Origin of the sequence: Streptomyces sp. NPDC059994, assembly GCF_042737755.1 — a bacterium.
In the GTDB taxonomy this organism is placed as follows: domain Bacteria; phylum Actinomycetota; class Actinomycetes; order Streptomycetales; family Streptomycetaceae; genus Streptomyces.
In genome coordinates this window covers 1-14,607 of the sequence record NZ_JBHWUR010000016.1, presented here as the reverse complement: position 1 = coordinate 14,607, position 14,607 = coordinate 1, and the positions used below count along the sequence as shown (strand labels likewise).

Annotated in this window: 9 protein-coding genes; 4 read left to right on the top strand and 5 right to left on the bottom strand. The window is 71.5% G+C overall.

Annotation, left to right across the window (positions count from 1 at the left end; all coding sequences use genetic code 11):
* Nucleotides 1-63: 63 nt before the first annotated feature.
* Nucleotides 64-1,575, bottom strand: coding sequence for a 30S ribosomal protein S1 (rpsA, locus tag ACFWA7_RS11450; protein WP_385537052.1), 1,512 nt, complete (start codon nt 1,573-1,575; stop codon nt 64-66).
* 378 nt (nt 1,576-1,953) lie between these two features.
* Between rpsA and ACFWA7_RS11445 the strand changes: the two genes are divergently transcribed.
* Together ACFWA7_RS11445 and hrpB are read left to right on the top strand one after the other, a co-directional pair.
* Nucleotides 1,954-2,772 (top strand): class I SAM-dependent methyltransferase, encoded by an 819-nt coding sequence (locus ACFWA7_RS11445; protein ID WP_385822475.1) that lies wholly within the window; start codon nt 1,954-1,956, stop codon nt 2,770-2,772.
* A 142-nt stretch (nt 2,773-2,914) separates the two neighbouring features.
* Nucleotides 2,915-5,497, top strand: a complete 2,583-nt coding sequence (gene hrpB, locus ACFWA7_RS11440) for an ATP-dependent helicase HrpB (protein WP_385822473.1) — start codon at nt 2,915-2,917, stop codon at nt 5,495-5,497.
* 64 nt (nt 5,498-5,561) lie between these two features.
* On the opposite strand, the gene ACFWA7_RS11435 is transcribed toward hrpB, so the two are convergent.
* From ACFWA7_RS11435 to polA, 4 genes are all read right to left on the bottom strand, one after another.
* Nucleotides 5,562-6,551 carry a DUF3068 domain-containing protein gene (locus tag ACFWA7_RS11435; protein WP_385822471.1) on the bottom strand — a complete coding sequence of 330 codons (990 nt, stop codon included), beginning with the start codon at nt 6,549-6,551 and terminating at the stop codon, nt 5,562-5,564.
* A 15-nt stretch (nt 6,552-6,566) separates the two neighbouring features.
* On the bottom strand, nt 6,567-6,722 hold the full coding sequence (locus tag ACFWA7_RS11430) for an SPW_0924 family protein (protein WP_283143937.1): 156 nt from the start codon (nt 6,720-6,722) through the stop codon (nt 6,567-6,569).
* Nucleotides 6,723-6,875: 153 nt separating this feature from the next.
* Nucleotides 6,876-8,567: a lytic murein transglycosylase gene (locus ACFWA7_RS11425; RefSeq protein WP_385822469.1), complete on the bottom strand. Its 1,692-nt coding sequence runs from the start codon at nt 8,565-8,567 to the stop codon at nt 6,876-6,878.
* A 243-nt stretch (nt 8,568-8,810) separates the two neighbouring features.
* A complete protein-coding gene (polA, locus tag ACFWA7_RS11420) occupies nt 8,811-11,516 on the bottom strand; it encodes a DNA polymerase I (RefSeq protein WP_385822467.1) in 2,706 nt (901 codons plus the stop codon).
* Nucleotides 11,517-11,648: 132 nt separating this feature from the next.
* On the opposite strand from polA, the gene ACFWA7_RS11415 reads away from it, so the two are divergent.
* Both ACFWA7_RS11415 and ACFWA7_RS11410 read left to right on the top strand, forming a co-directional pair.
* A complete protein-coding gene (locus ACFWA7_RS11415) occupies nt 11,649-13,931 on the top strand; it encodes an FdhF/YdeP family oxidoreductase (protein ID WP_385537068.1) in 2,283 nt (760 codons plus the stop codon).
* Between the two features lie 83 nt (nt 13,932-14,014).
* Nucleotides 14,015-14,482, top strand: a complete 468-nt coding sequence (locus ACFWA7_RS11410) for a PaaI family thioesterase (RefSeq protein ID WP_385537071.1) — start codon at nt 14,015-14,017, stop codon at nt 14,480-14,482.
* Nucleotides 14,483-14,607 lie beyond the last annotated feature (125 nt).

Here is a 14,607-nt window from a genome sequence, read left to right as displayed (position 1 = left end):
AGGCCCGCCCCCCAATGGGGGGCGGGCCTTACATTCGGCTATCTACCGACCGGGGTCAGAGCGTCAGCTCTGGCCGCCCGCCAGCTTCTCGCGCAGGGCAGCAAGGGCCTCGTCCGACGCCAGGGCGCCGGAGTTGTCGTCCGACTCCGAGGAGTACGAACCACCCGAGATGCCGGCGCTGGCGGTGCCACCGGCGGCCGGGGCGGCAGTGCCCTCGGCAGCGGCGGCCTCGTCGGCCTCGCGGGACTTGATGACCTGGGCCTGGTGCTGCTCGAAGCGCTGCTGCGCCTCGGCGTACTGGCCCTCCCACGCCTCGCGCTGGGTCTCGTAGCCCTCGAGCCAGTCGTTGGTCTCGGGGTCGAAGCCCTCGGGGTAGATGTAGTTGCCCTGGTCGTCGTAGGACGCGGCCATGCCGTACAGGGTCGGGTCGAACTCGACCGACGCCGGGTCGGCACCGAAGGACTCGTTGGCCTGCTTCAGGGACAGCGAGATCCGGCGACGCTCAAGGTCGATGTCGATGACCTTGACGAAGATCTCGTCGTTGACCTGGACGACCTGCTCCGGGATCTCCACGTGGCGCTCGGCCAGCTCGGAGATGTGGACCAGGCCCTCGATGCCCTCGTCGACGCGCACGAACGCACCGAACGGAACGAGCTTGGTGACCTTACCCGGGACGACCTGACCGATCTGGTGCGTCCGGGCGAACTGCTGCCACGGGTCCTCCTGCGTCGCCTTCAGCGACAGGGAGACACGCTCGCGGTCCATGTCCACGTCGAGAACCTCGACGGTGACTTCCTGGCCGACCTCGACAACCTCGGACGGGTGGTCGATGTGCTTCCAGGACAGCTCGGAGACGTGCACGAGACCGTCGACGCCACCCAGGTCCACGAAGGCACCGAAGTTGACGATCGAGGAAACGACGCCGGAGCGGACCTGACCCTTCTGCAGGGTGGTGAGGAACGTCTGGCGAACCTCGGACTGGGTCTGCTCAAGCCAGGCGCGGCGGGACAGGACCACGTTGTTGCGGTTCTTGTCCAGCTCGATGATCTTCGCCTCGAGCTCCTTGCCCACGTAGGGCTGGAGGTCGCGGACACGACGCATCTCGACGAGAGAGGCCGGCAGGAAGCCACGGAGGCCGATGTCGAGGATGAGACCACCCTTGACGACCTCGATGACGGTACCGGTGACGATGCCGTCTTCTTCCTTGATCTTCTCGATCGTGCCCCAGGCGCGCTCGTACTGAGCGCGCTTCTTGGACAGGATCAGACGGCCTTCCTTGTCCTCCTTCTGGAGAACCAGGGCCTCGATCTCGTCGCCAACCTTGACGACCTCGTTCGGGTCGACATCGTGCTTGATCGAGAGCTCGCGGCTCGGGATCACGCCTTCCGTCTTGTAACCGATGTCGAGGAGAACCTCGTCCCGGTCCACCTTGACGATGACGCCGTCGACGATGTCGCCGTCGTTGAAGTACTTGATCGTCTCGTCGATCGCCGCGAGGAACGCTTCCGCGTCGCCGATGTCGTTGACCGCTACCTGCGGAGGGGTGGTGGCGGTGGTCTCGGTGCTGCTCGTCATGTGGGAAAGGGCTCCGGTTACGGACAGAAAGTCGTAGGTACTGCTACGCCGAAAGCCCTCATCGCCCTCTGCAGAAGCCGGACAGCCTGGGAAGCGCCACTCCGGGTCGGTCCGGTGGGCGCCTCGACAACCGAGGGGACATGCAACAGATGGAAGCGCGCCTGCTACGTCTGAGGTGCGCAGGCTCGCAGCGCAACTTGTAGCATACGGGGGCAGCCGGACAGGGTCAATGCGCGAAGGCGCACACCGGGGGCGGATCTCCGCAATCCCGGCAGAATTAAGGTTCTCCGAGGCCACGCAGGCCCATGCCGGCCCCCAAGCAGAAAGCGGCGGCAAAGCCGCGCTCGCGCTTCTGCGCAAACTACAACGACGGGCACGATGATCCAAGAGTACGAGGCCGAATACGAGCCCGATGCGACGCGGCGTGACGCAGGCGACGCGGAGAGCAGCCGGGCCAGCCGCGGCTGGTGGGACCGTAACGCCGATGAGTACCAGACCGACCACGGAGCGTTCCTGGGGGACGACCGTTTCGTCTGGGGCCCAGAGGGGCTGGACGAGGCGGACGCGGCACTGCTCGGACCCGTGGAGTCCCTTGAGGGACTGGACGTCCTGGAGATCGGCGCCGGGGCGGCCCAGTGCTCGCGCTGGCTGGCCGCCCAGGGCGCCCGGCCGGTCGCCCTGGACCTCTCGCACCGGCAGCTCCAGCACGCGCTGCGCATCGACGGCGGGGCGGTTCCGCTGGTGGAGGCGGACGCGGGGGCGCTCCCGTTCGCGGACGGCTCTTTCGACCTCGCGTGCTCGGCGTACGGGGCGGTCCCCTTCGTGGCCGAGCCGGTGCGGGTCTTCCGCGAGGTACGACGGGTACTGCGGCCCGGCGGGCGCTGGGTCTTCAGCGTCACCCACCCCATCCGCTGGGCGTTCCCGGACGAGCCGGGCCCTGAGGGGCTGAGCGTGGCCGCGTCCTACTTCGACCGCACGCCGTATGTGGAGCAGGACGAGGCCGGGCACGCGGTCTACGTCGAGCACCACCGGACGCTGGGCGACCGGGTGCGCGACGTGGTGGCCGGGGGCTTCCGGCTGGTCGACCTGGTCGAACCGGAGTGGCCGGCCTGGAACACGCAGGAGTGGGGCGGCTGGTCCCCGCTGCGGGGCAATCTGATTCCGGGCACGGCGATCTTCGTGTGCGAGCGGGAGTAGTTCGGGCGCGGCCGGGCCCGCGCCCGGTTCGGCTGTCCGGGCGGAGGACCCGCCGCACCTCATTAGTAATACGAACCCACAAACCAGCTGGTCTGTGGACGGCCGGAAACGGGTCCGGGCCCGGACGTACGAAACTGTGGTCGTGATCCGAACCGACGCGATCGAGCGTCTTCCCGTACGCCATGCCGTGCCCGAGCTGCTGAGCGCACTCGACGGGCGCGGCACGGCGGTCCTGTCCGCGCCCCCGGGCACCGGCAAGACCACGCTGGTGCCGCTGGCGCTGGCCGGGCTGACCGGGTCCGGCCCACGGCGGCGGGTGCTGGTGGCCGAGCCGCGGCGGATGGCGGTCCGGGCCGCCGCCCGCCGGATGGCCTGGCTGCTCGGCCAGGAGGTCGGGGACGCGGTCGGTTTCTCCGTGCGCGGGGAGCGCCGCACCGGCCCCGGCACGGTGGTCGAAGTGGTGACGACCGGCGTTCTGCTGCAACGGCTGCAACGCGACCCCGAGCTCGCGGGGGTGGACGTGGTGCTGCTCGACGAGTGCCACGAGCGCCATCTCGACGCGGACACCGCGATCGCCTTCCTGGTGGACGTACGGGCCGCTCTGCGCCCTGAGCTCCAGCTGATCGCGGCCTCCGCCACCAGCGACGCGGAGGCCTGGTCACAGCTTCTGACGGTGGCCGACGGCTCGGGCCCGGCCCCGGTGGTGCGGAGTACGGGACAGGGCCACGGGGCGGCGATCCACTACGCCCCGCCGCGCGCCGGGATCCGCCCGGCCCACGGCACCTGGGTGGACCCGCAGCTGCTGCGCCACGTCGCGGCGACGGTCCGGCTGGCACTGCAGGCGCACGAAGGGGATCTGCTCTGCTTCCTGCCGGGCACCGGCGAGATCGCGCGGACAGCCGGAATGCTGGACGGGGTGGACGCCGAGGTCCTCCAGTTGCACGGGCGGGCTCCGGCGGCGGTCCAGGACGCGGTGCTGCGGGGAGGAGAAGGGCGTCGGCGGGTGGTCCTCGCGACCTCCGTGGCCGAGTCCAGCCTGACCGTGCCGGGCGTGCGGATCGTCGTCGACTCGGGGCTGGCCCGCGAGCCGCGCGTCGACCACGCACGGGGGCTCGGATCGCTGGCGACCGTGACGGTGTCGGACGCCGGGGCGACCCAGCGGCTGGGCCGCGCGGGCCGGGAGGCGTTCGGCACGGTGTACCGGTGCTGGGCGCCGGCCGATGACGCACGGCGCCCGCGCTTCCCGTCCCCCGAAATCAAGATCGCGGACCTGGCGTCCTTCGCCCTGCGGGCCGCGTGCTGGGGCGATCCGACCGCACGGGGCCTCGCGCTGCTCGATGCCCCGCCCGTCGGGGCCATGGCGGCGGCCCGCTCCGTCCTGACCGCGATCGGCGCGGTGGACGAGGACGGCCGGGCCACCGAGCGGGGCGCGCGGATGGCCCGGCTCGGGGTGCACCCCCGGCTGGCGCGGGCGCTCCTGGACGGCGCGGCCGAGGTGGGCGCGCGCCGGGCGGCCGAGGTGGTGGCGCTGCTGAGCGAGGAGCCGCCGAGGGAGTACGGGGACGACCTGGCGGCGGCGTGGCGCACGGCCCGCCGGGGCGGCGACGGATACGCGGCGCGCTGGCGCCAGGAGGTGCGGCGGCTGACGTCGGCGGTGACGGGAGCGGGTTCGGTGTCCACGGCGACGGGAGCGGGCCCCGTGTCCGCCTCTGCCTCGCGCTCCGGGGCGGAATCCTCCCCGGCATCGGGATCGGACGACGCCGTTGCCGGGCTGGTCACCGCGCTGGCCTTTCCGGAGCGGGTGGCGCGGGCTCGGGGCGAGGGCTCGTTCCTGATGGTGTCCGGTACCCGGGCCGAGCTGGGCCAGGGGTCCGGGCTGCGCAGTGCCGGGTGGCTCGCGGTGGCCGTGGCGGACCGGCCGGTGCAGGCCGCTTCGGCGCGGGTGCGGCTGGCCGCCGTCGTGGACGAGGGCATCGCGCGCGTGGCGGCCGGGCCGCTGGGGGCCGAGGGCGAGGAGGTGCACTGGGAGGACGGCGATGTGGTCGCCCGGGAGGTGGAGCGACTGGGCGCGGTGGAGCTGTCCGTGCGTCCGCTGAAACAGCCCGACCCCGCTCTGGTGCGGCAGGCGCTCCTGGAGGGGCTGGCGAGAGAGGGCATAGGGCTGCTTCGGTGGTCGCGGGAGTCCGGGGGGCTGCGGGAGCGGCTGGCGTTTCTGCACCGGACGCTGGGCGAGCCGTGGCCGGACGTGTCGGACGGGGCGCTGCTCGCGCGGGCCGAGGAGTGGCTGGAGCCGGAGCTGTCCCGGGCGCGGCGCCGGGCCGATCTGGGGAGGCTGGACGCCGGGCAGGCGCTGAACCGGCTGCTGCCGTGGGCGAGCGGGGAGGCGGCGCGCCTGGACGAGCTGGCACCGGAGCGCATCGAGGTGCCGAGCGGGTCGCGGATCAGGGTGGAGTACGGGGGCGCGCAGCCGGTGCTGGCGGTGAAGCTCCAGGAGATGTTCGGGCTGGAGGGAACGCCGGAGGTCGCCGGGGTGCCCGTGCTCATACATCTGCTCTCCCCGGCCGGGCGGCCCGCCGCCGTCACGGCCGACCTGGCGAACTTCTGGCGGGAGGGGTACCGGGCGGTCCGCGCCGAGCTGCGCGGGCGCTACCCCAAGCACCCCTGGCCGGAGGACCCTTCGCAGGCCCAACCGACGCGTTACACCAACGCCCGGCTCAAACGGTGACCCGCGGAACGGCGACCCGAGGGAAAGGCGTCCTGCGGAGACCCGGCTCGCTCTCGCGCCGAGATCACGCGTTGACCGGCTCCGGCTCGGTACGGGCCGTCGGGGCCGGGGCGGCGGGGCGGCGGCTGCGGGCCTCCAGCCACAGGGAGAGGGCGAGCAGTGCGGTGCCGAGTCCGAGGAAGCCCCAGGGGAGGTAGGAGGTGAGCAGCAGGACCAGGGTGCGGTTCTTCTTGATCAGCGCGACCGTGTGGTCGACGTAGTCCTCGCGCATCTTCACATGACCGGAGAAGGCGGTGATCTTGTCTTGGCCGAACAGAGCCGTGGCGTTGCGGAGTTCCTCCTGGTGGATCTCCTCGCCGTTGACCGGTCCGCCGGTCACGGGGTCGACCCAGAACATCCGCTTGGCGCTGTACCACCGGGTCAGGCCGGTCTGCTTGGCGACCTCGGGGGTGACGCCGAGGGGCATCGCCTTGGGGAAGGGGACCCGGGTCCAGGGGATGGTCTGTTCGAAGTAGTAGACCTTCAGGCCGTGGAAGGTGGTGGTGCCCTTGTAGTGGATGGGGGCGCTGGTGCGGCTCTGGGCGTCGAAGTACTCGTAGTCCCGCTTCTCGGTGAGGAACGGCCACTTGAACTCGATGCCCTCGCGCTTGACCGGGTCGCCGTCGACCATCTCGCCGGTGGCGTGGACCGGGGCCTGGCTGTGGGCGTCGAAGATATAGCGCTCGGGGTTCTTGGAGACGAACTGGCCCTTGTCGTCGAGGACATACGTCAGGGAGTCCCAGACGACGACGTCCTTGCCCGAGGTCTTCTCGATCTTCCGGGACTCCTCGACGTTGCCCTTGAGGGTCTGCACGATGGTCACCTTTGGGACCGTCACTGACTTGAACCGGTTGTAGTCGAGGAGGGTGGCGTTCTTCGCCTCCAGGACCGTCTCCTGGTACTGGCTGGGCGGGATCTTGGCGAGCCGGGGGAAGGCGTACCAGCGCAGCAGCGGGGAGAGCGCCGTGAAGAAGACGGCGAGGGCGAGCAGGATGAGGCTGGCTTTGCGTCGCATGCGGCCGGCTCTCCTCTACTTCCCGGGCGGGATGGCCCCGGGGGCGGTGGGGACGGTGGTGAGCAGGGGCTTGGGCGAGGTGGTGCCCTCGGGGCCGCCGATCGCCGAGACGGTCAGGACGATGGCGAGGGCGGCGGCGAGCCCGATGGCCGCGGCGACGAGGGCGCGCATGCTCGGCCTCCCGGAGCTGATGGGTCGTCAGGGTTGGGGCACCGTAGCAACGCGGGGGTGAGATGAGAACACGTGGGACCGCCCCCGCTGCACTTGCGGCAGCGGGGGCGGTCCGGAGACGACGGCGGCGGATTGCCGCGGGAGGGAAGGCGGTCAGGCGACCTTGAGCTGGACGTCGAGGGTGGCGCCGCCCGGGGTGGTGAGGCGGAGCACGAAGGTGCCGGTCTGGCCGTCCGCGTAGATCTTGGGAAGCCGCAGCACACCGTTGGCGTCGGTCTTCAGATCCTTCAGGGACCGGATCGGGTTGCCCTTGTCGTCCTTGAAGTAGGGGCCCTTGTCGTTGACCTTCGGGTCGGCGACCGCGGTGCCGACGGCGGGCGCCTCCGGGGTGACGATCATCGCGGAGGCGACGGCGATGCCGGGGACGACGGCTCCCTTGTACGTGGCCTTGACCTCCACGTAGTTGGCGAACTCGGCGCCGGGGGCGGCCGTCAGCTCCTTGGTGTCGGTGCGCGCCAGGGCGTCCGCCTGGCGGGCGTTGACGGTCGCGGTCCACTTGATCTCGGGCAGGGTGGTGCCAACGACGGTGGCCCGGACGGTGAAGTTGCCGGTCTGCTCGCCCGCCAGCAGTGCGGGGGCGGTGGCGCGGCCGTCGGCGCCGGTGGTGGCCGTGACCTGGGTGGCGCCGCCCGGGAAGCGGGCGTCGGTGGCTCCGATGACCTGGAAGCGCACGGTCGCCTTGCCCATCGGCCGGCCGAACTGGTCCTTGACGCGCACCTTGGGCTGTCCGGCGAACGAGGAACCCGCGGTGGCCTTCAGGGGCGCGGTGTCCGCGTCCTCGAACGCACTCGCCTTCTTCGACGGCAGCGGCCTGGGTGAGCCGGGATCGCTCGGGGTGGGCTTGGAGGGCCGCGGGTGCGTCGGCGTCGGGCCCGGCTTGGACGGGGTGGGCTTCGGCATCGGGCCGGGGGCCGACGGGTGCGGCGTCGGGACCGTACCGGAGGGCCGGCGGCCCGGGGTGTCGCTGCGGCTGCCCGGCAGCACGCCCGTACCGTTCGGGACCTCGTGCGAGCCGCGCTTGTAGTAGGCGAACCACGACAGGACCGTGCTCAGGTACTCCTGCGAGTGGTTGTAGCTGAGCACCGCCTTGTCCAGGTCGGACTGGACGGCGAGGTCGCGGCTGCCACAGAGGTAGTAGGCGGCGGCGAGCGAGGCGTCGTAGACGTTGTTGGGGTCCTTGCGGCCGTCGCCGTTGCCGTCGCGGCCGGAGCTCGCCCAGGTGGAGGGGATGAACTGCATGGGGCCGACGGCGCGGTCGTGGACCGTGTCGCCGTCGTAGGAGCCGCCGTCGGTGTCGGTGATGTTCTCGAAGCCGACGCCGTTGAGGACCGGGCCCAGGATCGGGGTGAGGGTGGTGCCGTCGGCGTCGACGCGGCCGCCGTTGGCCTGGCCGGACTCGACCTTGCCGATGGCCGCGAGTATCTGCCAGGGGAGGTGGCAGGAGGTCCGGTCGCGGGCGAGCTCGGCCTCGGCCTTCTTGTAGGCGTCGAGGACGGTCGCGGGTATGCCCTGCAGATCCGCGCCGATGACGGGCGAGCCGGTGGTCGGGGCGCCCGGCACCGGGTTCGGGGAGACGAGGGGCGGGAGGTCCGTGTAGTACGGCGAGTTGCCGCTGGCCGGGGCTCCGGGGGGAGGCGTCGGGGTACCGGACGCCGCGTGTTCACCCGTCGGGCCGTTGGCCAGGACGCCCGGTCCCTGGGAGGCGGAGAGCGCCGCCACCGCCACCGCGGCCACAGCGGTCGTGGTCGCTCCCTTGCGCAGCCGTCGCCCGATCTGCGGTGCCATACGTCCAGCCCCTCCCCGTGGTCAGCAGTTCGCGCTCCCCAGCGCAGGCCTCAGGTGACCCTAACGGACCCACCGGGTAGCGCGACACCGCCCCCTGACCCTTATTCACCTTTTCACCGCTTCGTCACCCGGTGGCTGCCCGGATATGGCGGAGAATCGGTTCCCCCTACCGCACATGGGCCTGCCCGCCGGGTGCGGCACCGGGCGGGCAGGTCCTCGGGGCCCGGTGGTCCGGGCCGGTGGTCAGTGCGCGGCGGACTCCCAGTCCGCGCCCGCGCCCACCGACACATCGAGCGGGGCGCGCAGGGACACCGCCGAGGCCATCTCCCGGCGGACCAGGGCCTCGACCTTCTCGCGCTCCCCCGGCGCGATCTCCAGCACGATTTCGTCGTGGACCTGGAGCAGCAGACGGGAGCCCAGGCACGCCTCGGTCAGGGCGCGGTCCACCTTGAGCATGGCGACCTTGACGATGTCCGCCGCCGTGCCCTGGATCGGGGCGTTGAGCGCCATCCGCTCGGCCATCTCACGGCGCTGGCGGTTGTCGCTGTTGAGGTCCGGCAGATAGCGGCGACGGCCGAGCATCGTCTCCGTGTAACCGGTCGCCCTGGCCTCCTCCACCGCGCGCTGGAGGTAGTCCCGTACACCGCCGAAGCGCTCGAAGAACGTGTCCATCAAGCCGCGCGCCTCGGCGGCCTCGATGTTCAGCTGCTGGGAGAGGCCGAACGCCGAGAGGCCGTAGGCCAGGCCGTACGACATCGCCTTGATCTTGCGGCGCATCTCCGGGTCGACCTGGGTCTTGTCGACGCCGAAGACCTGGGAGGCCACCGTCGTGTGCAGGTCCTCGCCGGAGGCGAAGGCCTCGATGAGGCCCTCGTCCTCCGAGAGGTGGGCCATCACCCGGAGCTCGATCTGGCTGTAGTCGGCGGTGAGCAGCGACTCGAAGCCCTCGCCGACCACGAAGCCGCGGCGGATGGCGCGGCCCTCGTCCGTACGCACCGGGATGTTCTGGAGGTTGGGGTCGGTGGACGAGAGGCGGCCGGTCGCCGCGACCGTCTGGTTGAAGGTGGTGTGGATGCGGCCGTCCGCCGCGACGGTCTTGATCAGACCCTCGACGGTGACCCGCAGCTTCGCCTGCTCGCGGTGGCGCAGCATGATGACCGGCAGCTCGTGCTCGGTCTGGGCGGCCAGCCACGCCAGCGCGTCCGCGTCCGTCGTGTAGCCCGTCTTCGTCTTCTTCGTCTTGGGCAGGGCGAGCTCGCCGAAGAGGACTTCCTGGAGCTGCTTGGGCGAGCCGAGGTTGAACTCGTGGCCCACCGAGGCGTGCGCCTCCTTCACCGCCTGCTGCACCGCGCCCGCGAACTGCTGCTCCATCGCCTCCAGATGGGGGCGGTCGGCCGCGATGCCGTACCGCTCCATCTTGGCCAGGAGGGTCGAGGTGGGCAGCTCCACGTCGTGGAGCAGGTCGGTCGCACCGACCTCCTTGAGGCGCTCGGTGAAGGCGCCGCCCAGGTCCAGGACCGCGCGCGCCTGGGTCATCAGGGCCTCGGCCTCGGCCTGGTCGTCGGCGCCGAAGGCGAGCTGGCCGGCGGCGGCCGCCGGGGCGAGCTCACGGCCCAGGTACTCCACGGACAGCGCGTCCAGGGCGAAGGAGCGGCGGCCGGGCTTGACCAGGTACGCGGCGAGCGCCGTGTCCATGGTGACGCCGTCGACGCTCCAGCCGTGCTCGGGGAAGACCCGCATTGTGGCCTTCGCGTTGTGCAGGACCTTCGGCTTGGCGGCGTCCGCGATCCAGGCGGCGAAGGCGCGCTCGTCCGCCTCGTCGAGCTCGGAGGGGTCGAACCAGGCCGCGGGACCGTCGGCGGCGGCCAGCGCGATCTCGCTGACGCTGCCCGTGCCGAGCCCCCAGGCGTCGACGGTGGCCAGGCCCAGCGGCCCGGAGCCGTGCTCGGCGAGCCACGGGGCGAGCTCGCCCGCGCTCAGCACCGCGCCGTCCAGCTCCACGCCGGCGGCGGGGGCCGGGGCCTCCTCCTCGCCCGCGCCCGGGTCGACCGCGAGCAGCCGCTCGCGCAGCGACGCGTTGCGGATCTCCAGCACGTCCAGGACGCCGATAAGCGCCGTCCTGTCGTACGGCGCGCGCTCCAGGTCGGCCGGGGTCTTGGCCAGCTCCACGTCGCGCACCATCTCGGTGAGGCGGCGGTTGAGGCTGACGGACTCCAGGTGGTCCCTGAAGTTCTGCCCGGCCTTGCCCTTGACCTCTTCGGCGCGCGCGACCAGCTGCTCGAAGGAGCCGAACTGGTTGATCCACTTCGCGGCGGTCTTCTCGCCCACGCCGGGGATGCCGGGCAGGTTGTCGGACGGGTCGCCGCGCAGGGCCGCGAAGTCCGGGTACTGCTGCGGGGTCAGGCCGTACTTCTCCTCGACCTTCTCCGGGGTGAAGCGGGTCAGCTCGGAAACGCCCTTGGTGGGGTAGAGCACCGTCACGTTCGGGGAGACCAGCTGGAAGGAGTCGCGGTCGCCGGTGACGATGAGGACCTCGAAGCCCTCGGCCTCGGCCTGGGTGGCGAGGGTCGCGATGATGTCGTCGGCCTCGAAGCCCTCGGTCGCGAAGCGCGGTGCGTTCATCGCGTCCAGGAGCTCGCCGATCAGCTCGACCTGGCCCTTGAACTCGTCGGGGGTCTTGGAGCGGTTCGCCTTGTACTCCGGGAACTCCTCGGAGCGCCAGGTCTTGCGCGACACGTCGAACGCCACCGCGAAGTGCGTGGGCGCCTCGTCACGCAGCGTGTTCGCCAGCATCGACGCGAAGCCGTACACGGCGTTGGTCGGCTGACCTGCGCCGGTCGTGAAGTTCTCCGCGGGCAGCGCGAAGAACGCCCGGTACGCCAGGGAGTGCCCGTCCATGAGGAGCAGGCGCGGTCGGTTGTCTGGGGTCTTCGATGCTGTCTCAGCCACGTCCCCGATCCTGCCACGCCCCACTGACAATCCCGGCCAGTGCCCAGCGGGGACCGCGCCGGGACGGCTGTCAGTGGTCCGTGACAGGATCGGAACCGTACGTATCGCACACGTCGCTCGAAGGGGAGCGCCATGGCCACCAAGCCGCCCGATGGGGACCCGGTTCAGGACGCGCCGCAGGTCGCGCCGCCCAAGCACGCCGCCGCCGGGCTCACCGCCATCGGGTACACGGCGCTGGTGGCCCAGCAGCAGATGGGCGTGGCCCGGGCCACGCGGACGCTGCTGAAGGTCAACCAGAAGGACGGGTTCGACTGTCCGGGGTGCGCCTGGCCGGAGGGCGACAAACGGCACGTGGCGGAGTTCTGCGAGAACGGCGCGAAGGCGGTCGCCGAGGAGGCGACGCTGCGCCGCGTCACCCCCGACTTCTTCGCCGCGCACCCCCTCTCCGACCTCGCGGGCCGCAGTGGGTACTGGCTGGGACAGCAGGGCCGGATCACCCAGCCCATGTATCTGCCGGAGGGCGCCGACCGGTACGAGGCGGTGACCTGGGAGCGGGCGTTCGAGATCATCGCGGCCGAACTGAAGGCGCTGGACTCACCGGACGAGGCGCTCTTCTACACCTCGGGACGCACCAGCAACGAGGCCGCGTTCCTGCTCCAGCTCTTCGCGCGCGAGTTCGGCACCAACAATCTGCCGGACTGCTCCAACATGTGCCACGAGTCGTCCGGCTCGGCGCTCACCGAGACCATCGGCATCGGCAAGGGCAGCGTCTCCCTGGAGGACATCCACCAGGCCGACCTGATCATCGTCGCCGGGCAGAACCCGGGCACGAACCACCCCCGGATGCTCTCGGCCCTGGAGCAGGCCAAGGCGGCGGGCGCGAAGATCATCTCGGTGAACCCGCTGCCCGAGGCGGGCATGGAGCGCTTCAAGAACCCGCAGACCGCCAAGGGCCTCGCGCTCGGCGGCCAGGCGCTCAACGACCTGTTCCTCCAGATCCGCATCGGCGGCGACCAGGCCCTGTTCCGCCTGCTCAACAAGCTGATCGTGGAGACCGAGGGGGCCGTGGACGAGCTGTTCGTCCGCGAACACACCCATGGGTACGAGGAGTTCGCCGCGGCGGCCCGGGCGGCCGACTGGGACGAGACGCTGGCCGCGACCGGGCTCACGCGCGCGGAGATCGAGCAGGCGCTGTCCATGGCGCTCGCCTCCAGGCGCACCATCGTCTGCTGGGCGATGGGCCTGACCCAGCACAAGCACGCGGTGGCCACCATCCGGGAAGTGGTCAACTTCCTTCTGCTGCGCGGCAACATCGGCCGCACCGGCGCGGGGGTCTGCCCGGTGCGCGGCCATTCCAACGTGCAGGGCGACCGCACCATGGGCATCTTCGAGCGGCCCGCGCCCGCGTTCCTCGACGCCCTGGAGAAGGAGTTCGGCTTCGCGCCGCCGCGCCACCACGGCTATGACGTGGTCCGCTCCATCGAGGCACTGCGCGACGGCAAGGCGAAGGTGTTCTTCGCGATGGGCGGCAACTTCGTTGGGGCCACGCCCGACACCGAGGTCACCGAGGCCGCGATGCGCCGCGCCTCGCTCACCGTCCATGTGTCGACCAAGCTCAACCGTTCGCATGCGGTCACCGGCCGCCGTGCGCTGATCCTGCCGACGCTCGGGCGCACCGACAAGGACGTACAGAAGAGCGGCAAGCAGTTCGTCACCGTCGAGGACTCGATGGGCCTGGTGCACTCCTCGCGCGGCAACCTCAAGCCCGCGAGCCCGCATCTGCTCTCCGAGCCCGCCATCGTCGCCCGCCTCGCGCGCGCCACGCTCGGCGCCGGCTCCACGGTGAACTGGGAGGAGTTCGAGAGGGACTACGCGACGATCCGCGACCGCATCGCGCGCGTGGTCCCCGGCTTCGAGGACTTCAACGCGCGCGTGGCGAAGCCCGGCGGCTTCCGGCTGCCGCACGCGCCGCGCGACGAGCGCCGCTTCCCCACCGCGACCGGCAAGGCCAACTTCACGGCCGCGCCGGTGGAGTATCCGACGGTGCCCGAGGGCCGGCTGCTGCTCCAGACCCTGCGCTCGCACGACCAGTACAACACCACGATCTACGGCCTGGACGACCGGTACCGGGGCATCAAGGGCGGGCGCCGGGTGGTGCTCGTGAACCCCGAGGACGCGCGCGAGCTGGGGCTTGCGGACGGTTCGTACACGGATCTGGTGAGTGAGTGGAAGGACGGCGTGGAGCGGCGGGCGCCCGGCTTCCGCGTCGTGTACTACCCGACGACGCGGGGGTGCGCGGCGGCGTACTACCCGGAGACCAACGTCCTGGTGCCGCTGGACTCCACGGCGGACACCAGCAACACCCCTGCCAGCAAGTCCGTGATCGTACGTCTGGAACAATCGGCGACCGTCTAAGCGTTCGCTCAGACAGGTCGGCCGCGCGGGCCGCCGCCGGCCGGACAGCCAGATGGAACCGGACCACGATCGGAGTCCCACCCATGGGTGAGCAGAGCAAGGTGAAGTTCCCGCAGGAGGTCATCGACGAGTACGCGGCGCTGGGCATCGACCTGCCCGCGCTGTTCTCCGCGGGACACCTCGGCACCCGGATGGGCGTGCAGATCCTGGAGGCCTCGGCGGAGCGCGTCGTCGGGACGATGCCGGTCGAGGGGAACACCCAGCCGTACGGGCTGCTGCACGGGGGTGCGTCGGCGGTGCTCGCCGAGACGCTCGGGTCGGTGGGGTCGATGCTGCACGGGGGGATCTCCAAGATCGCTGTGGGGGTCGATCTGAACTGCACGCATCACCGGGGGGTGCGCAGCGGGCTGGTCACGGGGGTGGCCACGCCTGTGCATCGGGGGCGCTCGACGGCGACGTACGAGGTCGTGATCACGGATGAGCAGGACAAGCGGGTGTGCACTGCGCGGCTGACGTGTCTGCTGCGGGACGCGGAGGCCCCGAAGGGCTGACGTGGCCCCACCCCGCCCCTTCCCCGGCCCCTCCGGGGGCGGGTGGGGGTGGAGGCGGGTTTCCCGGGGGCAGCGCCCCCGGACCCCGGGCGTCCGGGGGTGGGTTGGGTGGAGGCGGGTTTCCC

Bases quoted from the DNA above. Each gene is read 5' to 3' on its own strand.
- ACFWA7_RS11415 (WP_385537068.1), top strand. From the start codon at position 11,649: ATGGCCACCAAGCCGCCCGATGGGGACCCGGTTCAGGACGCGCCGCAG.
- ACFWA7_RS11425 (WP_385822469.1), bottom strand. From the start codon at position 8,567: ATGGCACCGCAGATCGGGCGACGGCTGCGCAAGGGAGCGACCACGACC.
- rpsA (WP_385537052.1), bottom strand. From the start codon at position 1,575: ATGACGAGCAGCACCGAGACCACCGCCACCACCCCTCCGCAGGTAGCG.
- ACFWA7_RS11430 (WP_283143937.1), bottom strand. From the start codon at position 6,722: ATGCGCGCCCTCGTCGCCGCGGCCATCGGGCTCGCCGCCGCCCTCGCC.
- ACFWA7_RS11445 (WP_385822475.1), top strand. From the start codon at position 1,954: ATGATCCAAGAGTACGAGGCCGAATACGAGCCCGATGCGACGCGGCGT.
- ACFWA7_RS11435 (WP_385822471.1), bottom strand. From the start codon at position 6,551: ATGCGACGCAAAGCCAGCCTCATCCTGCTCGCCCTCGCCGTCTTCTTC.
- ACFWA7_RS11410 (WP_385537071.1), top strand. From the start codon at position 14,015: ATGGGTGAGCAGAGCAAGGTGAAGTTCCCGCAGGAGGTCATCGACGAG.